The sequence below is a fragment of the Candidatus Binatia bacterium genome, from assembly GCA_036563615.1.
Lineage (GTDB): Bacteria > Desulfobacterota > Binatia > UBA12015 > UBA12015 > DATCMB01.
In genome coordinates this window covers 433,385-452,744 of record DATCMB010000004.1, presented here as the reverse complement: position 1 = coordinate 452,744, position 19,360 = coordinate 433,385, and the positions used below count along the sequence as shown (strand labels likewise).

Annotated in this window: 18 protein-coding genes; 12 read left to right on the top strand and 6 right to left on the bottom strand. The window is 70.0% G+C overall.

What is annotated here, in order from left to right:
- Positions 1–45: 45 nt before the first annotated feature.
- The 3 genes from cyoE to VIS07_01970 are packed head-to-tail and all read right to left on the bottom strand — an operon-like array spanning position 46 to position 1,958.
- Positions 46–924 (bottom strand): heme o synthase, encoded by an 879-nt coding sequence (gene cyoE, locus VIS07_01980; GenBank protein ID HEY8514263.1) that lies wholly within the window; start codon positions 922–924, stop codon positions 46–48.
- Between the two features lie 17 nt (positions 925–941).
- Positions 942–1,241 carry a hypothetical protein gene (locus tag VIS07_01975; GenBank protein ID HEY8514262.1) on the bottom strand — a complete coding sequence of 100 codons (300 nt, stop codon included), beginning with the start codon at positions 1,239–1,241 and terminating at the stop codon, positions 942–944.
- A gap of 33 nt (positions 1,242–1,274) precedes the next feature.
- Positions 1,275–1,958, bottom strand: a complete 684-nt coding sequence (locus VIS07_01970; GenBank protein ID HEY8514261.1) for a carboxypeptidase regulatory-like domain-containing protein — start codon at positions 1,956–1,958, stop codon at positions 1,275–1,277.
- Positions 1,959–2,437: 479 nt separating this feature from the next.
- Here VIS07_01970 and VIS07_01965 point away from each other — a divergent pair, with 479 nt between their 5' ends.
- Genes VIS07_01965 through VIS07_01945 form a run of 5 tightly spaced genes read left to right on the top strand, consistent with a single transcriptional unit; the run spans position 2,438 to position 7,243 of the window.
- Positions 2,438–4,003: a 2-isopropylmalate synthase gene (locus tag VIS07_01965; protein HEY8514260.1), complete on the top strand. Its 1,566-nt coding sequence runs from the start codon at positions 2,438–2,440 to the stop codon at positions 4,001–4,003.
- 3 nt (positions 4,004–4,006) lie between these two features.
- Positions 4,007–5,116: a 3-isopropylmalate dehydrogenase gene (gene leuB / locus VIS07_01960; GenBank protein HEY8514259.1), complete on the top strand. Its 1,110-nt coding sequence runs from the start codon at positions 4,007–4,009 to the stop codon at positions 5,114–5,116.
- A 12-nt stretch (positions 5,117–5,128) separates the two neighbouring features.
- Positions 5,129–6,247 (top strand): Asd/ArgC dimerization domain-containing protein, encoded by a 1,119-nt coding sequence (locus tag VIS07_01955; GenBank protein ID HEY8514258.1) that lies wholly within the window; start codon positions 5,129–5,131, stop codon positions 6,245–6,247.
- A gap of 10 nt (positions 6,248–6,257) precedes the next feature.
- Positions 6,258–7,031 carry a tRNA pseudouridine(38-40) synthase TruA gene (gene truA, locus VIS07_01950; protein ID HEY8514257.1) on the top strand — a complete coding sequence of 258 codons (774 nt, stop codon included), beginning with the start codon at positions 6,258–6,260 and terminating at the stop codon, positions 7,029–7,031.
- Positions 7,028–7,243 (top strand): hypothetical protein, encoded by a 216-nt coding sequence (locus VIS07_01945; protein HEY8514256.1) that lies wholly within the window; start codon positions 7,028–7,030, stop codon positions 7,241–7,243. Before truA ends, VIS07_01945 begins: the two co-directional genes overlap by 4 nt.
- 68 nt (positions 7,244–7,311) lie before the next feature.
- On the opposite strand, the gene VIS07_01940 is transcribed toward VIS07_01945, so the two are convergent.
- Positions 7,312–8,505 (bottom strand): aminotransferase class I/II-fold pyridoxal phosphate-dependent enzyme, encoded by a 1,194-nt coding sequence (locus tag VIS07_01940; protein ID HEY8514255.1) that lies wholly within the window; start codon positions 8,503–8,505, stop codon positions 7,312–7,314.
- Positions 8,502–9,872, bottom strand: coding sequence for a threonine synthase (thrC, locus tag VIS07_01935; GenBank protein ID HEY8514254.1), 1,371 nt, complete (start codon positions 9,870–9,872; stop codon positions 8,502–8,504). The genes VIS07_01940 and thrC overlap by 4 nt, the downstream gene beginning before the upstream one ends.
- 137 nt (positions 9,873–10,009) lie before the next feature.
- On the opposite strand from thrC, the gene VIS07_01930 reads away from it, so the two are divergent.
- The gene (locus VIS07_01930) at positions 10,010–10,471 is read left to right on the top strand and encodes a hypothetical protein (GenBank protein HEY8514253.1); all 462 of its coding nucleotides are present in this window, start codon (positions 10,010–10,012) and stop codon (positions 10,469–10,471) included.
- Positions 10,472–10,494: 23 nt separating this feature from the next.
- On the opposite strand, the gene VIS07_01925 is transcribed toward VIS07_01930, so the two are convergent.
- Positions 10,495–11,115 carry a cysteine hydrolase gene (locus VIS07_01925; protein ID HEY8514252.1) on the bottom strand — a complete coding sequence of 207 codons (621 nt, stop codon included), beginning with the start codon at positions 11,113–11,115 and terminating at the stop codon, positions 10,495–10,497.
- A 158-nt stretch (positions 11,116–11,273) separates the two neighbouring features.
- Here VIS07_01925 and VIS07_01920 point away from each other — a divergent pair, with 158 nt between their 5' ends.
- From VIS07_01920 to VIS07_01895, 6 genes are all read left to right on the top strand, one after another.
- Positions 11,274–13,025: a DUF1302 family protein gene (locus VIS07_01920; protein HEY8514251.1), complete on the top strand. Its 1,752-nt coding sequence runs from the start codon at positions 11,274–11,276 to the stop codon at positions 13,023–13,025.
- Between the two features lie 102 nt (positions 13,026–13,127).
- Positions 13,128–15,512 carry a PBP1A family penicillin-binding protein gene (locus VIS07_01915; GenBank protein HEY8514250.1) on the top strand — a complete coding sequence of 795 codons (2,385 nt, stop codon included), beginning with the start codon at positions 13,128–13,130 and terminating at the stop codon, positions 15,510–15,512.
- Between the two features lie 46 nt (positions 15,513–15,558).
- Positions 15,559–16,353, top strand: coding sequence for an ABC transporter permease (locus VIS07_01910; GenBank protein ID HEY8514249.1), 795 nt, complete (start codon positions 15,559–15,561; stop codon positions 16,351–16,353).
- Positions 16,343–17,131, top strand: coding sequence for an ABC transporter ATP-binding protein (locus VIS07_01905; protein ID HEY8514248.1), 789 nt, complete (start codon positions 16,343–16,345; stop codon positions 17,129–17,131). Before VIS07_01910 ends, VIS07_01905 begins: the two co-directional genes overlap by 11 nt.
- 27 nt (positions 17,132–17,158) lie before the next feature.
- A complete protein-coding gene (locus VIS07_01900) occupies positions 17,159–18,268 on the top strand; it encodes an MlaD family protein (protein HEY8514247.1) in 1,110 nt (369 codons plus the stop codon).
- Positions 18,269–19,222, top strand: a complete 954-nt coding sequence (locus VIS07_01895) for a tetratricopeptide repeat protein (protein HEY8514246.1) — start codon at positions 18,269–18,271, stop codon at positions 19,220–19,222.
- Positions 19,223–19,360 lie beyond the last annotated feature (138 nt).

Here is a 19,360-nt window from a genome sequence, read left to right as displayed (position 1 = left end):
CGAGGATCTCGTCTTGCTGTCCGGTGTACCCGGAGGCCGCCTCGTTCAGAGCGGCACCTTGTCGAAGGTCATCAGCGCGAGCAGCGCTGGCAAGTAGATCACCGAGACACGCAGCAGCGTCAGCGCGGCGTCGCGCGTGAGCTTGCGCGCGGCGTGGATGCCCGCGAGCAGGTACGCGACGCCGAGCAGCAGCGCGCCGTAGAAGTAGAGCTCGCCAGTGAGGTGCATGATCGTGGGCGCGAGGCTGACCGGGATCAGCGCCATGCAGTAGAGGACGATCTGCCGCGCGGTGCTCGCGCCGCTCGGATCCGCGACCGGCAGCATCGGCTGGTCGCCGCGCGCGTAGTCCTCGCGGTGGTTCCAGGCGATCGCGAGGAAGTGCGGCAGCTGCCAGAAGAACAGGATCCCGAACAGCACCCAGGCCTCGGCGCTCAGCACGCCGGTCGCCGCCGTCCAGCCCATGACCGGGGGCAGGGCGCCGGGCACCGCGCCGACGATCGTGCACAGCGACGAGTAGCGCTTGAGCGGCGTGTAGACGAGCACGTACAGCAGCAGCGTGACGATGCCGACGGTCGCGGTGAGCACGTTCACCGCGGCCGCCAGGTACACGCCACCGATGATCGCGAGCGCGATGCCGAAGCCGAGCGCGGTGCCGGGCTCGATGCGACCCGCCGGAATGGGACGGGTGCGGGTGCGCTCCATCCGCGCGTCGGTGTCGCGCTCGAGGACCTGGTTGAGCGCGCTCGCCGCCGACGCGACCAGGCTCGTGCCGAGCAGCGTGTGCAGCAGGGCGAGGAAGTCGACCGACGGTCGCGCGCCGAGGTAGAAGCCGGCCGCCGTGGTGAGGACCACCATCAGCGTGATGCGCGGCTTCGCCAGCTCCACGTAGTCGGAGAAGCGGGACGTCGGCGTGGCCAGGGCCATGCTTCGCTGCATCGCAACTACCTCGATGCGGCGCGGTGCACGAGCTGGATCCCGTGCAGCTTGGCCTCGACCGCCATGTCCGGAGCGCTCGCGGTGCGGACGCGCGACCACGGCGCGGCCGTCAGCCCCGTCACCATCAGCGCAATGGCGACGACGAGCGACGCCGGCACCAGCGTCCAGACGATCTCGTCGCGGTGCCGGCGTCCGTCGCCGGAGGCGAGGCCCGCCGCGGGCCTCGCGTAGAGAAGGTACAGCAACATCCCGAGCTGGAGCGCGAAGAACGCGCCCCCGGTCAGCCAGAACAACGCGGCCTGCACGGGTTCAGCTCGGGTGTAGAACGTCTCGGGTCGTCAGGACGCCTTGAAGGTGAAGTCGCTGGTGGCGGTGCCGCCCGCGTCGACCTTCACCTTTCCGCTCTGCGTGCCGAGCTTCTCCTGCCAGGCGATGATCTCGTACTCGCCCGGCGGGACGTTCTCGATCGTGAAGCTGCCGTCGTTGCCGGTGACCGCGAAGAAGGGGTGCGGCAGGACGCCGATGTAGCCCGCCATCCACGGGTGGACGTCGCACTTGACGGCGACCATGACCTCGGGCTTGGTCAGGTCCTTGGTTTCCTTCTGCTTGACGAACTTCGGCATGGCGAAGTTCCAGCCCGGGTTGTTCTTCGGCATGCCGTGCACGTTGTGCAGCGTCGGGTCGCTGTTGAGGAACTTGAGCGGCTGGCCGGTCTGCAGGCCGATGACGCGCGGCGTGTAGAGGCAGCCCTTCTGATCGATCACGGCCGGCTCGGTCTTCGCGGGGAAGTCGCCCGGCACTTCCTTGAGGTACACGAACACGTTCTGCAGACCGCCACCCTCGCCGACGACGATGTCCTCGGAGACGGCGCCGTCCGGGTGGGCCTGCGCGCACACGGGATCGGCGTCCATCTTGAGCTTCGCCGGCGCAGGCGGCGTGCCCTCGAACTTGACCTTACCCGTGATCTTTCCCTGTGCCGTGGCGATTGCCGGCGTCAGCAGAGCTGCAGCGGCGACAAGCACGGTCGTCCGACGTACGCCTCTTGTCCATCGCTCGATCATTCTCGCTCCTCGTGGCGAAGGTTGGTCTGAGCGGCACCCGTCGCGGTCCCGAGGCTCGGGAGGGGCCGACTGGGTTGCCGACGATCTGCCCCGCACGGCCGAAATACGCGTTAGTTGCGATACCAAGATCCCCTTGGAGCGGCAAGCAGCACGCGGCGCGTCACCTTGACACGCCGCTCACGCACTTCTAAGCGAAGAGTGATGAGCACGGCACGGTGCCAGGCCGGTCTGGGGTCCGCACTCGCGGGACTCTCCCTTAGATGCGCGCCCCTGGCGCTGGCCGGATAGCTGTTTCCCGCAAAGAGGGAAGCACGCCGCTCCGCCGATTTCGCCACGGGCGCTCACAGTTGGCCCCGTGGCGTTTTTGTCTCTAGAGGTCGAGCGGCGGGGTGGGTGAGCTCCCGGGCAATTCGAGCTACCGCGGCGGGAAAGGGTCGAACATGGAGCAACCCGGTACAGACGTAGTTCGGATCTTCGACACGACGCTGCGCGACGGCGAGCAATCGCCGGGCGCGACGATGAACGTCGAGGAGAAGCTGGCGATCGCCCGCCAGCTCGAAGAGCTCGGGGTCGACGTCATCGAGGCGGGCTTCGCCGCCTCGAGCGAGGGCGACTTCGCGGCCGTGCAGGCGGTGGCCGCGGCCGTTTCGACGCCCGTGGTGCTGAGCCTCGCGCGCACCAAGGAAGCCGACATCCTGCGCGCGGTGCGCGCGGTCGAGAAGGCCAAGCACCCCGGCATCCACGTCTTCATCGCCACCTCGGACATCCACCTGAAGCACAAGCTCATGATGAGCCGGCAGCAGGTGCTCGAGGCCGCGGGCTGGGCGGTCGATCTCGCGAAGAAGCACGTCGACCACGTCGAGTTCTCGGCCGAGGACGCGTCGCGCAGCGACCCGGACTACCTGGTGGAGGTCTTCACCGAGGCGATCCGCATGGGCGCGACGGTGTGCAACGTCCCCGACACGACCGGCTACGCGATCCCCGAGCAGCTCAAGGAGCTGTTCGAGTACCTGCGCAGCAAGGTGCCGGGCGCGGACCGCGTGACCTGGAGCACGCACTGTCACAACGACCTCGGCATGGCGGTCGCGAACTCGCTCGCCGCGGTGCGCGGCGGCGCGCGTCAGGTCGAGTGCACGATCAACGGCATCGGCGAGCGCGCCGGCAACACCTCGATGGAAGAGGTGGTGATGGCGCTCGACACCCGCGCCGACTACTTCGGGCTCAAGACCAACATCCGCACCGAGCAGATCTACCGCGCGAGCCGGCTCTTGACGCAGGTGACCGGCATCGCGGTGCCGATCAACAAGCCGATCGTCGGCGAGAACGCGTTCGCGCACGAGGCGGGCATCCACCAGGACGGCGTGCTCAAGCACAAGCTGAACTACGAGATCATGAAGCCCGAGAAGATCGGGCGTCCGTCGAACAGCCTCGTGCTGGGCAAGCACTCGGGACGCGCCGCGTTCGTCGACCGCCTGAAGACGCTGGGGCTGTTCCACCCCGAGCTCGACGTCAACAAGGCGTTCGCCGCGTTCAAGGCGCTCGCCGACCGCAAGAAGAACGTCTACGACGAGGACCTGGTCGCGATCGTCGCCGAGGAGTCGACGCGCGTGCCGAAGCGCTACGAGCTGATCTCGCTCGAGGCGTCGTCGAGCACGAGCGGGCCGCCGCAGGCGAGGATCAAGGTGCGCGTCGGCGAGGGTGAAGCCGAGGCCAGCGCCACCGGCGACGGCGTCGTCGACGCGACCTACAACGCGCTCGCCGAGGTCGTCGAGCGCTTCGGCGGCCGCGTGCCGCAGCTCGACCGCTACGTCGTCAAGGCGATCACCGGCGGCACCGACGCGCAGGGCGAGGTGTCGTGCCTGCTGCGCGACGGCGAAACGGTGGCGACCGGACAAGGCGCGCACACCGACATCATCGTGGCGAGCGCGCTCGCCTATCTCTCTGCCCTGAACAAGCTCGAGTACCTGCGGACCTACCGCCCGGTCGACTCCGAGCACGGACCCTGAGCCATGACGCATCCCCATCGCATCGCAGTCCTTCCCGGCGACGGCATCGGCCCCGAGGTGACGGCCGAGGCCGTGGCCTGCCTGCGCACGGTCGCGAAGCGCACCGGCCTCACCCTCGAGTTCGAGGAGGCGATCATCGGCGGCCGCGCGATCGACGACGTCGGCATCCCGCTGCCCGAGGCGACGCTGCGCCTCGCGCAGCAGTCCGACGCCGTGCTGCTCGGCGCCGTCGGCGGCCCGAAGTGGGACGACCCGAAGGCCAAGGTGCGTCCCGAGCAGGCGCTGCTCGGCATCCGGCAGGAGCTCGGTCTGTTCGCGAACCTCCGCCCGGTCAAGACGGTCGAGGCGCTGATCTCCGCCTCGACGCTCAAGCCGGAGGTGGTGAGCGGCGTCGACATCCTGGTGATCCGCGAGCTCACCGGCGGCATCTACTTCGGCAAGCCCAGCGAGCGTCGCGAAGGGAAGGCCGGTCGCGAGGCGGTCGACACGCTCTTCTACACCGAGCAGGAGGTGCGGCGGGTCGTGCAGGTCGCGTTCGACCTCGCGCGCGGGCGTCGCAAGAAGGTGACCTCGGTCGACAAGGCGAACGTGCTGAGCTCGTCGCGGCTGTGGCGCGAGGTCGCGCACGAGGTCGCGGCCGAGAACCCCGACGTCGCCTACGAGGACGTGCTGGTCGACGCGATGGCGATGCACCTGATCCGCCGACCGCGCGACTTCGACGTCATCGTCACCGAGAACATGTTCGGCGACATCCTGACCGACGAGGCGGCGATGCTGCCCGGGTCGATGGGGCTTCTGCCGTCGGCCTCGCTCGGCGAGCGCCGCCGCCAGATCGGCGAGCGCACGGCGATCTTCGGCCTCTACGAGCCGATCCACGGCAGCGCGCCCGACATCGCGGGGAAGGGCATCGCCAATCCGCTCGCCGCGATCCTTTCCGCGGCGCTGCTGCTGCGCTTCTCGCTCGCGCACGAGGAGGGGGCCGCGATGATCGAAGGCGCGGTCGACCGCGTGCTCGCGCGCGGGCTGCGCACGGCGGACCTCGCCGCGCCGGGCGAGCGCGCGCTCTCGACGCAGGAGATGGGCGCCGCGGTGCGCGCGGAGATCGAGGGCTAGGAGGTTTCGAGCGTGAGCGACGCCGTGCGCATCGCGATCGTCGGCGCGACCACCGAGGTCGCCTCCGAGCTGATCGACGTCCTCGCCGCCCGGGGCTTCGACCTCACGGGGCTGCGCGTGCTCGCCGACGAGTCGCTCGCCGGCGAGGCGATCGAGGCGGCCGGCTGGGACGTGCGCGTCGAGCCGGCCGTCGCGGGTAGCCTCGGCGGCGTCGACGTCGCGCTGTTCCTCGGCGACGGCGAGCTCGCGCGCGCTCTCGTCCCCGAGGCGCGCGAGCAGGGCGCGATCGTGATCGACGCGTCGCCGTTCTCGCGCGACGAGCTCGGTGCGCCGCTCGTGCTGCCGGAGGTCAACGCGGCGAGCGTCAAGGAGCTCGCGAAGGAGCGCGTGCTCGCGATCCCCGGGCCGCACACGGCCGGTCTCGCGGCCGCGCTCGCGCCGCTGCACGAGGCCGCGACCGTGCGTCGCGTGGTCACGACGGTCTTCGAGTCCGCCTCGCTGCGCGGCCGCGAGGCGATGGACGAGCTGTCGCGCCAGTCCGTCACCCTGATGCAGGGCCGCGGCATCGACCGTCGCGAGTCGCCGGAGCAGCTCGCCTTCAACGCGCGTCCGCAGCCGTCGTCGCTCGAGGGCGAGGGCTGGTCGGTCGACGAGCGTCGGCTCGCGCGTGAGATCACGACGCTGTTCGACGCTCCGATCGACGTCGCCGCGACCGTCGTGCGCATCCCGGTCTTCGCCGGCACCGCGCAGGCGGTGTTCGTCGAGCTCGCGAACGAGCTGACGCTCGACGAGGCGACGAAGCTCCTGCGCGAGGGGCGAGGCGTCGTCCTGCCGGAGCCGCCCATCGGCTCGGGCGACGGGGCGGAGACGCTTCCGGACGAGGACGACGACAGCGCCGAGCCCGACGAGGACGAAGAGGAGCTCGACGGCGACGAGCCCGACCTGCTGCACGACCAGACGCCCGGCCCGGTCGACGTCAACGGCTCGGAGGCGGTGCACGTCGCGCGGCTGCGCACCTTGCCGCGCGACCCGCGGGCGCTCGCCTTCTGGCTCGCGTTCGACGACCTGCGCAAGGGCCTCGGCTTGACGCTGGTCGCGACGCTCGAGATCGCGCTGCGCGAGCTGCGCTGACCCGGGAGCGATGCGCTACCGTGCCGTGGTCGCCTACGACGGCACCGCGTACCGAGGCTGGCAGGCGCAGAGCGAGGGCCCGACCTTGCAGCAGACGATCGAGAAGGCGCTGTCGACGGTCCTGCGCGAGCCGATCCGCATCGCGGCGGCCGGCCGCACCGACGCCGGCGTGCACGCGCGCGGGCAGGTGATCGCCTTCGACGCGACGGCGGACCTCGCGGAGGCGCCCGAGCCCGGCGCGCGCGACGGACGCTCGCCGCTCGAGCGGGTCTGGCGCTCGGTCAACGCCGTGCTGCCGCAGGACATCGTCCTGCGCACGCTCGAGCGCACGCGTCCCGACTTCGATCCGCGCCGCGACGCGATCCGGCGCGCGTACCTCTACCGCATCTGGAACCACGAGGTGCGCTCGCCATTCGAGCTGCGCACGGCGTGGCACGTGCGCGAGCCGCTCGACGTCGCGGCGATGGCGGAGGCCGCCGCGGTGCTCGTCGGCGAGCACGACTTCGCGAGCTTCCAGGGTGCGGACAACGTGCCGCGTCCGAGCGTCCGGGTGGTCGTGCGCAGCGACGTCGAGCGCGACGGCGAGATCGTGCGCTACGCGGTCGAGGCGAACTCGTTCGCGCGTCACATGGTGCGCAACGTCGTCGGCCAGCTCGTCGAGATCGGACGTGGGCGAAAGCCGGTCTCCTGGATGCGCGAGCTGCTCGCGGCGCGCGACCGCCGTCTCGCGGCCCCGCCCGCGCCGCCGCACGGCCTGTCGCTCGAGTGGGTGCGCTACCCGTGAAGGTCGACGTGCGCTGCAAGAAGTGCGGTCAGGCGAAGCGCCTCGACATCGGCACGCCGCCCGCGGGTCAGCCGCTCGCCGAGTACCTGCGCTTGCTGAACGACCGTCTCATGCACCGACCGAGCTTCGACTGCTTCGGCGGCCACTTCGAGCTCAAGCCGCCGGTGCCGGAGTTCTGGGAGGTGCGCTGGGAGACCGTCGGGGACGACTGAGAGCGCGGCGTACGAGGCGACGAGCGCTCGGGCGGCGAGGGGCCGTGCGACCCCTCGCGCGAGCGCGCTCACCCGAGCGCCTGCAGCAGGTCCTCGATCAGGTCGTCGGTGTCCTCGAGCCCGACCGACAGCCGGACCAGGTTGTCCTTGATGCCGATCGCGAGGCGCTCCTCGGTGGTGAGCTCGAAGAAGCTCATCAGCGCGGGCTGCTCGATCAGCGACTCGACGCCGCCCATCGACGGCGCGATCTGCGGGATCTTCACGGCGTCGACGACGCGCGACGCGGCTTCCAGATCGCCCTTCACCTCGAAGCTCACCACGCCGCCGAAGCCGCGCATCTGCTTGCGCGCGATCTCGTGGCCGGGGTGTGACGGCAGCCCCGCGTAGTGCACGCGCTCGACGCGCGGGTGCTTCTCGAGCACCTCGGCGATCTTCTGCGCGCTGCGGTTGTGCTGCTCGACGCGCAACGGCAGCGTCTTCAGGCCGCGGATCAGCAGGTAGGCCGCGTGCGGATCGAGGATCGCGCCGAGCACCCCCTGGTACTGCCGGATCGCCTCGATCACCGACGCGTTGCCCAGGATCACGCCGCCCAGCACGTCGTTGTGGCCGGCGAGGAACTTCGTCGCCGAGTGCAGCACGAGGTCGATGCCGTGCGCGATCGGGCTCTGGTTGATCGGCGTGGCGAGCGTCGAGTCGATGATCGTCAGGATGCCGTGCTTCTTGCCGATCTCGGCGATGCGATCGAGGTCGACGATCTTGTTGTACGGGTTGGTCGGCGACTCGCTGATCAGCACGCGCGTCTGCGGCCGGATCGCCTCCTCGAGCGCCTTCTCGTTGCCGGTCTCGACGATCGTCACGTCGACGCCGAACTTGGCGAGCACGGTGCGACAGAACTGCCGCGTGCGGCGGTAGCAGTCGTCGGTGAGGATGACGTGCTGTCCGCTCTGCACGATCGCGAGCAGCGTCGTGGTGATCGCGGCCATGCCGCTCGAGAACGAGAGGCCGGCCTCGGCGCCCTCGAGCTCCGCGCACTTCTGCTCGGCGATGCGCTGGGTCGGGTTGCCGTAGCGCCCGTACTCCTCGCGCTCGATGTTGCCCGACATGTAGTCGACGAGCTCGGCGGTGTCGCGGAACACGTAGGTCGCCGTCTGGAAGATCGGCGTGGTGATCGCGTTCGCCGGGCGCGGACGCGTCTCACCGCCGTGGACGGCGGTGGTGTACGCGCGGCGCTTGCGCTTGATGTCGTCTGCGCGTCCGCTCACGACGCGTGCTCCACGAACTGCTTGGTCGCGTTGCCGAGCGCGTCGATGTGACGGTGCAGGGCGTCGCGCACGCGACCGAGGTCGTTGGGCAGCTCGATCGGCTGGTTCGCAAAGCGCGACGCGATGCCGGGGAGCTGCTTGAGGTGATAGGCCGCCTTCTGGTCGGCGAACTTGAGTCCGTGTGCAGTCGAGATCACGACCACCTTCTCGTCGCGCTCGATGACCCCGCGTTTCAAGAGCTTGAGCAGCACGGCGAGCGCGACGCCGGTGTGCGGGCAGTTGAACATTCCGGTGCGGTCCGCTTGCGCGGCGGCGTCGGCGAGCTCTTCCTCGCTCGCCTGCTCGACGATGCCGTCGAACTCCTGCAGCGTCCGGACCGCCTTCTTGTAGCTGACCGGATTGCCGATCTGGATGGCGCTCGCGAGCGTGGTCTTCGCCTGCACCGGGCGGAACTCCTTGAAGCCCGTCTTGTACGCGAGGTAGAGCGGGTTTGCGTGCTCGGCCTGCGCGACCACGATGCGCGGCCGAGTGTGGATCATGCCGAGGCGCTCCATCATCAGGAAGCCCTTGCCGAGCGCGCTCACGTTGCCGAGGTTGCCGCCGGGGATGATGATCGTGTCCGGCACCTCCCAGTCGAACTGCTGGCAGATCTCCATCCCGACGGTCTTCTGGCCCTCGATGCGCAAGGAGTTCATCGAGTTGGCGAGGTAGATGTTCTCCTTCTCGGTGAGCTCCTGGACGGTGCGCATGCAGCCGTCGAAGTCGGTGTCGAGCGACAGCACGATGGCGCCGTTCGAGATCGGCTGCACGAGCTGCGCGAGCGACACCTTGTTGCGCGGCAGGAGCACGACCGACGGGATGCCGGCCGCCGCGCAGTACGCCGCGAGCGCGGCGGACGTGTCGCCGGTCGAGGCGCAGGCGACCGCCGGGATGTGCTGACCGCGCGAGCGCATGGCCTTCACGACGCTCACCAGCACGGTCATCCCGAGGTCCTTGAACGACCCGGTGTGCGAGTTGCCGCACTGCTTGACCCACAGGTCGGGCAGCCCGATCTCGCGCCCGAAACGCTCGGCCCAGAACAGGTTCGAGCCGCCCTCGTACATGCTGACGATGTCGTCGTTGGGCACGAGCGGCAGGACCATCTCCTTCCGGCACCAGACGCCCGAGCCGTACGGCCACGTCGTCGAGCGGATGCGTCGGTCGAAGAGCCGCCGCCAGCCCTCGGCGCTGGTGCGCTTGAGGCGCTCCTCGTCGTGCTCGACCTCGAGCAGCTCACCGCACCGGCGGCAGCGATAGACGATCTCGAAGATGTCGTACTTCTCGCCGCACTCCGGGTCGATGCACTGGAACCAGCAGCGGTACTTCATGCCCCCCGATCTAGCACGTCGCGCGGCGCGTGGCAGACGCCCGCGCCGACGATGGTGGAACATCCCGCGAGCGTCGTATATGCCGAGGCCTCTGTAGCGAGCGGTACGGAAACGACCTGGCAGGGAGGACATCTTCGATGACCGACGAGGAACTGGAGAAAAAGGTCAAGGCGCTCACCTTCTGGAGCGGCAAGAACTCGATGACCATTGAGGACATTGCGACCATCCAGCCAGGCCTTGCCCGCATCATGCCCGAGATCGGCGCGCGCACCTGGAAGCTGTACTACGCCGCCAAGGCGCAGAACTGGCCGATGGCCAAGTTCCAGTACAAGGAGATCAAGGGCCTGATGGAGCTCGGCGCGTTCATGCGTCCGAAGCACGAGGAAGCGCTCAACAAGTACATGGAAGAGAACTGGAAGGCGCTCGAGGGTCCGCTCGAGGCGCAGGACTTCGACGCCTTCGCGAAGGCCTTCCACGAGGCCATCGACATGGCCAACGCGTACCACGAGCTCAAGGACAAGCCGTACATCCGCTGGAAGCTGCCCGAGGTCCCGCCGCCGGACCTCGACATGACGCCGCGCCCGACCGCGAAGAAGTAGCGCCGAAGCGTTGGCGTCGACGATCAGCCGCGGATCGCGGCCTCGAGAGAGGCCGCGTCCGTGATCGTCGCGAGCAGCGGCAGCGTGTTGCGGATCGACCAGTCGTGCCACTCCTGCGGCACGCCGGCGCAGCAATCCTCGACGACGAACATCTCGTAGCCGCGGTTGAGCGACGCGCGCACGATGCCCTCGACCGCGAACGTCGTCGAGACGCCGCAGACCGCGAGCTGCTCGCGGCGGAGCTGTGCGAGGATCGCGTAGAGCCCGGTGCCGTACGAGCCGTCGACCGACGTGGTGCGCTCGAGCACGTAGTCCTGCGGCGCCGGCTTGACGGCCTCGTGCGTCTGCGCGCCCCACGTGCCCTCGACGAGCAGCGGACCGCGCTTGGCGGCGAGCGCGTAGATGCGCGCGCGCGGACGCGGGAAGCCCGGCTTGTTCGCGACGTTGATGTAGAAGACCGGCACCGCGTGCTCGCGCGCGACGGCGAGCAGTCGCGCGACCTTCGGCAGCACGCCGCGACGGTGCACCGCCTCGGCGAGCGCGCCGCCGAGGCCGCGCTTCCCGACGTTCGACTCGTGCACCATGTCGTTCTGCAGCTCGACGACGAGCAGCGCCGCCTTCTTCGGATCGAGGTCGAGGCTCATGCGCGGAGCTTCGCAGCATCCATGCTCGTGCTGCAACGGCTGACGCGTCGCAGCACATGGCGCTCTCGTTGACACGCGCCAGGGGCCGTCGATAGTGTCGGCCGCCGCTCAGCCGGGCAGTACGACGAAGCTGAATCCACGAGCCAGGAGGGGGCGCAATGGATGTTCGATCGTGCGTCAAGGGGATCGGCCGGAAGCTCGATCGTGCGATCGCCCTGATCATCGCGGCGTCGACGACGTCGCTCGTCGCCTCCCAGGCGCACGCCCTCTACCTCGACGAGAACCAGCTGTTGAGCCTGCGCATGCGGGCCTACAGCCAGGTGACGTTCGCGACCGAGAACAGCCAGCGCTTCGTCACCGACCCGCCGAAGTTCGCGGGCCAGGTCATGCAGTGGCGCAACTTCTTCAACCCCGAGTTCGAGGTGAAGGCGACGTCGCTCTTGCCGGAAGGCTGGCTCGACGACTTCAGCGGACGTCTCGCGCTGTGGGGCTTCTACGACGGCCTCTACGACTTCGGCCCCAAGCAGTACCGGAAGCGCGCCGCCGAGATCAAATTTCACCAGGGTCCGCACGGCGCGTTCCAGACCAAGGGCGACACGCGCAATCAGGCGATCGCGGGCAACGCGCTCGCGCGCAACGTGCGCGACATCTACGCGCGCCGCATCCGCGTCAACGAGGCGTACGTCAACATCTCGAAGGGCCCGCTGTTCGTGCGCATCGGCCGCCAGGCGATCTCCTGGGGCGAGGCCGACACGATCGGTCTGCTCGACGCGAACAATCCGTTCGACACCACGATCGCGCCGGGCGCGTTCATCGAGATCGACGAAGCGCGCATCCCGCTGTGGACGCTGCGCGCGACCTACCAGCTGTTCACCGACCTCGGCCCGATGTCGAGCGGCTTCATCGACGCGTACTGGGTTCCCGGATGGCTCGACACCACGGTGTCGCCGCTGCAGATGCAGAGCGGCAGCCCGTTCTCCGCGCCGCCGCCCGCGCCGGGTCCCGCGGTCGAGGTGTTCCAGCGTCGCCCGCAGCCGAAGACCGGCAACTCGCGCTGGGGCGTCCGCTTCCAGACGGTGATCGGCGACTACACGACCAGCGTCTGGTTCTACAAGACGTTCCCGACCGAGCCGGTTGCGATCAACCTCGGCCTCTCGCCCGTCACCGGGCGCCTCGTCACCTCCACCGAGTACCCGCTCGTCAACGTCATCGGCACCGCGACGTCGTGGTACAGCGACCTCCTGAACGCGATCGTGCGCACCGAGGTCGAGGTGTTCAACAACCAGCCCGGCTTTCGCGTCGACACCAACATCGAGCGCGGCCTCAGCCCCGAGTGCAACGCGCCGGGTCCGAAGAACTTCGCGGCCTGCGGCCGCTACGACAAGATCAACCTGATCCGCGGCGAGCTCGGCATCGACCGCAACATCTTCATCCGCTGGCTGAATCCGTCGAACAGCTTCATCTGGGTGACGGCGTTCGTCTTCACCGCGAACCCCGACGAGACCAAGTACAAGGACTACCGCGCGAGCGGCGTCCTGAAGCCGTCGGCGCTGATCCGTCAGGGCAGGGGCGGGGCGCCGGCCGGCTCGGTCGTCGAGGGCTGCAACGGCGGTCCGGGCGGCTGCGACTTCGTCAACAACCCCGTGTTCGACTACTTCTTCCAGACGCACCTCGAGTCGAACTTCATGCACGGCAAGTTGAACGCCGGCATCACGGCCGTGATGAACGGCCGGGGCGCGCTCGGCATCTGGCCGGACCTCGTCTACCGCGTGAGCGACTCGTTCATCCTCAGCTCGCGGTACATCAACATCCACACCTTCGGCAGCGAGAACAACGGCTTCGGCCCCGGCCTCGGCCTGTTCCGCGACCGCGACGAGATCTGGTTCCGGGCGACCTACCAGCTCAACTGACGGGCGGGCTCGCCCGCACGACGCCACGCGATCGCCGCGGCGGCGCGACTCCGGCGTGCCGGGCGTTCGCAGCTTCCGCGCGCCTGCTCTAAGATCGCTCGCGTGGAAGCCGGCGCGGAAGTGCAGCGCCGCCGCTCCCCGCGGCTCCTCCGGCGGGCGCTCCTCCTGCTCGCGGTGGCGGTGGGTGCGGCCGTGTTCCTGCTCGATCGCCAGGTGGTGCGGGGCTTCGGCGAAGCTCGCTGGCGACACCCGGTGCGGATCTACGCCGCGCCGCGCGCGGTCGCGGTCGGCATGGACGTCGACGCCGCCGGGATCGCCGACGAGCTGCAGGAGCTCGGCTACCGCGCGGTCACCGAGCGTCCGACCGAGCCGGGGACGTTCCGCCGCACCGGGCAGCGTCTCGACATCTACCTGAACCCGTCGCCCAACCCCGACGGCTACGGCGAGCGCCCCGCGCAGCGCGTGACGCTCGAGCTCGACGGCGGCAAGCGCGTGCGCTCGATCGAGACCGACGACGGCGCGCAGGTGCAGACGATCAGCCTCGAGCCGCGGCGGCTCGAGGGGCTCTTCACCTCGCACTGGACGGGACGGCGTCCGCTGCGTCTCGAGGACGTGCCGCCCGTCGTGGTCGACGCCGTGCTCGCGGCCGAGGACTACCGCTTCCTCTCGCACCGCGGCATCGACCTCGGCGCGCTGCTGCGCGCGCTGCGCGTCAACTGGCTCGCGGGCGAGGTGAAGCAGGGCGGCAGCACGATCACGCAGCAGATCGTCAAGAACCACTTCCTGACCCAGGAGCGGACGATCAGCCGCAAGCTGCGCGAGATCCCGATGGCGCTGCTGCTCGAGGCGCGCTTCGACAAGCGCGAGATCCTCGAGTGCTACCTCGCGACCGTCTACCTCGGGCACGATCGCCTGGTCGGCATCTACGGCTTCGCGGAAGGGGCCGCCGTCTACTTCGGCAAGTCGGTCTCGGAGCTGACGCTCGCCGAGGGCGCGCTGCTCGCCGGCATGATCCGGGCGCCGAACGTCTACTCGCCGCTGCGCCACCCGGAGCACGCGATCCGGCGGCGCAACGAGGTGCTCGACCGCATGCTCGAGCTCGGCTGGATCGAGCCCGAGCAGGCGCAGAAGGCGCGCGAGGAGAAGCTCGAGCCGCCGAAGGGGCGCGGCGCGCCGAGCGAGGTCTGGTTCATGCAGCAGGTCCGGCGCGAGCTGCGCGAGGAGGCGCTCGACCCGACCCGCCTCGCGTTCGGCAGCGAGGTCTACACGACGCTCGACTACCGCCTGCAGCGCATCGCCAGCGAGGAGGTCGAGGCGGCGGGACGCCGCTTCGATCGCGAGCAGCCGGGCAAGGAGACCGTGCAGATCGCGGTCGTCGCGCTCGACCCGCGCGACGGCTCGCTGCGCGCGCTGGTCGGCGGCCGCAACTTCCTCGCGAGCCAGCTCGACCGTGCGATCCGCACCCGCCGTCAGGTGGGCTCGCTGTTCAAGCCGTTCGTCTATCTCGCGGCGATCGGCGACCGGAGAAGCGGCATCACGCCGGCGACCATCCTGCACGACGAGCCGATCACGCTGCGCTACGACCGCACGACCTGGTCGCCGAAGAACGTCGACGACCGCTACCGCGGCCCGGTGACGGTGCGCAACGCGCTCGAGAACTCGCTCAACGTGCCGGTGGTGCAGCTCGCGGAGAGCTACGGCGTCGAGCGCATCGCGCAGTTCGGCGACCGCCTGGGGCTGGTCAGCGCCGGGCTGCCGCGCGTGCCGGCGCTCGCGCTCGGCGCCTTCGAGAGCTCGCTCTTGCGCGTGACGGCGGCCTACACGCTGTTCCCGCGCGGCGGCGATCGCGTCGTGCCGCGCTCGATCGCGACGGTGAAGGCGCCGTCGGGAGTGGTGCTGCTGCGGGGCGGGGAGCGCAGCGAGGACGTCGCGCGCGCGGACGCGACCTACGTCGTGCACTCGATGCTCGAGGGCGTCGTCGACCACGGCACGGCGAGCCAGGTGCGGCGTGCCGGTCTGCGCGGCGCGATCGCCGGCAAGACCGGCACCAGCGACGACTCGCGCGATGCCTGGTTCGTCGGCTACACGCCGACGCTGGTCGTCGGCGTCTGGGTGGGCTTCGACGACGACCGGCCGCTGCGCGGCGGCGCGGCCCAGCTCGCCGTCCCGGTGTGGACCGCGATCATGAAGCGCGCGCTCGCCGGCCTGCCGGGCGAGCAGTTCGAGGTGCCGCGCGGGGTCGAGCTGGTGTCGGTCGAAGCCTCGTCCGGCAAGCTCGCGGCGGAGGGCTGCGGTCCGGCGATCACCGAGGTGTTCCTCGCGGGGACCGCGCCGCGCGAGTCGTGCGCGCGCGAGGTCACGCGGCAGGTCGCGCGCACCGATCCCGCGTCCGCCGTCAAGCAGGTGCGCGAAGCCGTCGAGGAGTGGTTCGCGGCGCTGCCGGGCAAGATCGGCGCGCTGTTCGGCGGTGGCGCGCGCCGTCGTTAGATCGCACCAGCAGCGCGTGGTAAGCCGCGCACAGCGCACGTTGCCGATGAATCCGACCAAACCGACATTCGTCGCCAACGCGGGCCGCCAGGTGATCGAGCTCGCGAGCTTCGTGGGCAGCCTGGTCGTCTTCCTCGCGAGCTCGGCGCGGACGATCGTGCGACGCGGCTTCCCGGTGCGCGTCGTCGTGCTGCAGCTCTACGAGATCGGCCTCAAGACGCTGCCGCTCACCGCGATTGCGTCGTTCGCGATCGGCGTCGTGCTCGCGCTGCAGACGATCGTCATGCTGCGCAAGTTCGGCGCGGTCCACTACGTCGCGGTGGTGGTGGGGCTGTCGGTCACCAAGGAGCTCGGGCCGGTGGTGACGGCGCTCATGGTCGCGGGACGCGCCGGATCGGGCATCAGCGCCGAGCTCGGCTCGATGAAGGTGACGCGCCAGATCGACGCGCTGCAGGTGCTCGCGGTCGACCCGCGGCAGTACCTGGTCGCGACGCGCATCCTCGCCTGCGTGCTCGCCGTGCCGCTGCTCGCGGCGATCTCCGACCTGCTCGGCATCCTCGGCGGCGCGCTGGTCGCGGTGACCGCGGGCGGCGTGCCGCCGTCGACCTACCTCGAGACGACGCTCTACTACGTGACGCTCAACGACCTGCTGACCGGCCTCGGCAAGACGGTGATCTTCGGGCTGATCGTGGGCACGACGGCGTCGTTCTACGGCTTCCGCACCGAGGGCGGCACGAGCGGCGTCGGGCGCGCGACCACCAACACCGTGGTCACCGCCTCGCTGATGATCTTCATCACCGACGTCTTCATGACGCAGATCCTGGTTTCCCTTGGCTTCTGAGAAGATCGCGCCGACGACGACCAGCGCTTCGGAGGGCGCGAGCGACGGCCGCGTCCTGGTCGAGTTCCGCAACCTGCACAAGTCCTTCGGCGACAAGCAGGTGCTGCGCGGCGTCGACCTGCGCGTCAACCGCGGCGAGACCCAGGTCATCATGGGCAGCAGCGGCTCGGGCAAGTCGGTGCTGCTGAGCATGCTGGTGGGATTGCTGACGCCCGACGCAGGTCAGGTGCTGGTCGACGGCGAGGACGTGACGCGCTTCAAGACGATCGACGAGTGGCGGCACGTCTGGCTGCGCACGGGCTTTCTGTTCCAGGGCGCGGCGCTCTTCGACTCGATGACGGTCGGCGAGAACATCGCCTTCCCGCTGCGTCAGCACCGCAAGCTCTCGGAGGACGAGATCGCAGCGCGCGTCGCCGAGGTGCTGTCGTGGATCGAGCTCGAGGGCATCGAGGACAAGATGCCGGCCGAGCTCTCCGGCGGCATGCAGAAGCGCGTCGGGCTCGCGCGCTCGATCGTGCTCGAGCCCGAGATCGTGGTGTACGACGAGCCGACGACGGGCCTCGACCCGCTCACCTCGGACACCATCAGCGAGCTCATCCGGCGGCTGCAGCGGGAGCGCCACGTGACGTCGATCGTCGTGACGCACGACGTCCGCTGCGCTTTCCTGGTGGCGGACCGGGTGGCGATGCTCGACGAGGGGAAGATTCTGGTCGAGGGACCGCTCGAGGAGATCAAGCAGAGCCCGAACGCGAAGCTGCGCGCGTTCCTGTATGGCTGAAGAAAAGAACGACCGAGAATCACTGAGATGAGCAGAGAAACGGAGCGTCGCCGCGAGACCATCGTCGGCGTGTTCGTGCTCGTCGCGCTGGCGGCGGCCACCGTGATGGTGGTCATGCTCGGGGCGAACCAGCGCATCTTCGAGAAGCGGTTTCGCGTCAACGCGATCTTCGGCACGGTGAGCGGTCTGCGCGCGGGTGCGCCGGTGTTCGTCGCCGGCGTGCACGTCGGCTCGGTCGAGCGGCTTCGCTTCGTGCCCGCCGATACCTACCAGCCGACCGCCGACGAGCCGGCCGACGCGGAGCCGAAGCCGATCGGCCGCGTCGGCAAGGTCGAGGTCGTGATGAACATCGAGGAGCGCTTCCACGAGCAGATCCGCACCGACTCGGTCGCGACCATCGCCTCCGTCGGCCTGCTCGGCGACAAGTCGGTCGAGATCTCGGTCGGCAGCGCGCAGGCGCCGATCATTCCCGCCGGCGCCACGCTGCGCAGCCAGGACCCGCTGACGCTCACCGACATCATCGACCAGATCGAGCCGATCCGCGACAAGCTCGACAAGATCCTCGGCGACATCGCGTCGGCGACCGGCAACCTGACCGACGAGCAGTCGCCGATCCAGCGCTCGCTCGAGAGCATGAGCAACATCCTCGCGAAGGTCGACGCCGGCGAGGGCACGATCGGCCGGCTGATCAACTCGCCGTCGGTCGAGGAGGAGCTCACGGGCACGCTGACCAACGCGCGCGAGGTGCTGCTCTCGGCGCAGGGGACGATCGAGCAGATCCGCATCGCGACCTCGGACCTGCCGGCGACCATGCAGTCGATGCGCAAGGCGGCCGGCGAGATCGCCCAGCTCTCGGAGACGCTGCGCGAGAGCGCGCAGCACTTCCCGACCATCGTCGAGGATCTGAAGGTCGTCGCCGAGAACTTGAAGGTCGCCTCGGACACCTTCCCGATGCTCGCGCTCGAGACCCAGCGCGGCATCCGCGAGGCGACCACGGTGTTCGACGCCGCCGGCAAGACGATCTTCCTGCGCGGCTACATCGACCAGAAGACGCAGCAGCTACCGGCGGCGATGGAGCGCATCGACAGCTCGATCGAGCCTAGCATGGGGGCCGCGCCCGCGGCGGGTGCGCGCTAGATGCGGTCCGACGCGATCAAGCGTGCGGCGCTGCTCGCGCTCGCGGCGGGGACGCTCGCGTGCTCGGCGACGAGCAGCAGCGATCGCACCGGCGTGCGCGCCGACGCCCGCACGCTCGAGCAATCGAGCTTCGAGGCGGCGCAGCGCGGCGACCTCGAGCGCGCGCGGATCCTCGAGGAGCGCGCGCTGCTCGGCTACCGCAGCATCGACGACACCGCGGCGATCGCGGGCGCGCTGAACCGCGTCGGCAACCTGCGCCAGCGTACCGGCGATCCGGAAGGCGCGCGTCTCGCGTACCTCGAAGCGCAGAGCCTCGCGCGGCTCACCGGCGACGGCGCGGAGGAGGCCGCGGCGCTGAGTAACCTCGGCACGCTGTACGAGGAGTCCGGCGACCTCGCGGCGGCGGACGCGCACTACCAGCAAGCGCGCGCGGTCGCCGAGGCCGCCGGCGCGGACGCGACGCTCGCGACGATCCTCAACAACCAGGCGCTGCTCGCGCGCAAGCAGGGCGATCCGCAGCGTGCGATCTCGCTGCTCGAGTCGGCGCTCAAGATCGACCGCAAGCGCGGCAACGAGGCCGGCGCGGCGAACCGGCTGCGCAACCTGGGCGCGGTGCACGCGTCGGTCGGCAATCGCGCCGCCGCGGTGGCCGCGCTCGAGGAGGCGCTCCAGATCGACCGCCGGCGCGAGAACATCCCGGAGATCGCGCTCGACCTCGTCACGCTGAGCGAGGTCAACGCGCAGGATCCGGCGTCGCTGCCGCTCGCGATCAACCAGCGTCGGCGCGCGGCGGACATCCACCGGCTGCTCGACCGCACGACGCAGCTGCGCAGCGACGAGGCCGCGATCGCGGCCTGGTGCGACACGCTGCGGACGCTCGATCCGGGCGCCGTGTCGCCGGTCGACTGCGCGGTGGGCGAGAGCGGCGCGGACGGCTCGACGGCCGCGCGCTGACCCGGCGGCCGGGCGCTGATCCTGCCGACGCGCGCGCCGGTCCGGCCGGCCAGCCGCTGTCCGAGGCCGCCCGGCGGCATGGGTCGACCGGGCCGACCCGCATAGGCTTCGACGTGTCGAACCCGAGGTCCGGCCGGC

Excerpts from the sequence above, each read along its gene's own strand:
- VIS07_01895 (HEY8514246.1), top strand. The coding sequence starts at position 18,269 with ATGCGGTCCGACGCGATCAAGCGTGCGGCGCTGCTCGCGCTCGCGGCG.
- VIS07_01965 (HEY8514260.1), top strand. The coding sequence starts at position 2,438 with ATGGAGCAACCCGGTACAGACGTAGTTCGGATCTTCGACACGACGCTG.
- cyoE (HEY8514263.1), bottom strand. The coding sequence starts at position 924 with ATGGCCCTGGCCACGCCGACGTCCCGCTTCTCCGACTACGTGGAGCTG.
- VIS07_01900 (HEY8514247.1), top strand. The coding sequence starts at position 17,159 with ATGAGCAGAGAAACGGAGCGTCGCCGCGAGACCATCGTCGGCGTGTTC.
- VIS07_01910 (HEY8514249.1), top strand. The coding sequence starts at position 15,559 with ATGAATCCGACCAAACCGACATTCGTCGCCAACGCGGGCCGCCAGGTG.
- thrC (HEY8514254.1), bottom strand. The coding sequence starts at position 9,872 with ATGAAGTACCGCTGCTGGTTCCAGTGCATCGACCCGGAGTGCGGCGAG.
- VIS07_01925 (HEY8514252.1), bottom strand. The coding sequence starts at position 11,115 with ATGAGCCTCGACCTCGATCCGAAGAAGGCGGCGCTGCTCGTCGTCGAG.
- VIS07_01920 (HEY8514251.1), top strand. The coding sequence starts at position 11,274 with ATGGATGTTCGATCGTGCGTCAAGGGGATCGGCCGGAAGCTCGATCGT.
- truA (HEY8514257.1), top strand. The coding sequence starts at position 6,258 with ATGCGCTACCGTGCCGTGGTCGCCTACGACGGCACCGCGTACCGAGGC.
- leuB (HEY8514259.1), top strand. The coding sequence starts at position 4,007 with ATGACGCATCCCCATCGCATCGCAGTCCTTCCCGGCGACGGCATCGGC.
- VIS07_01930 (HEY8514253.1), top strand. The coding sequence starts at position 10,010 with ATGACCGACGAGGAACTGGAGAAAAAGGTCAAGGCGCTCACCTTCTGG.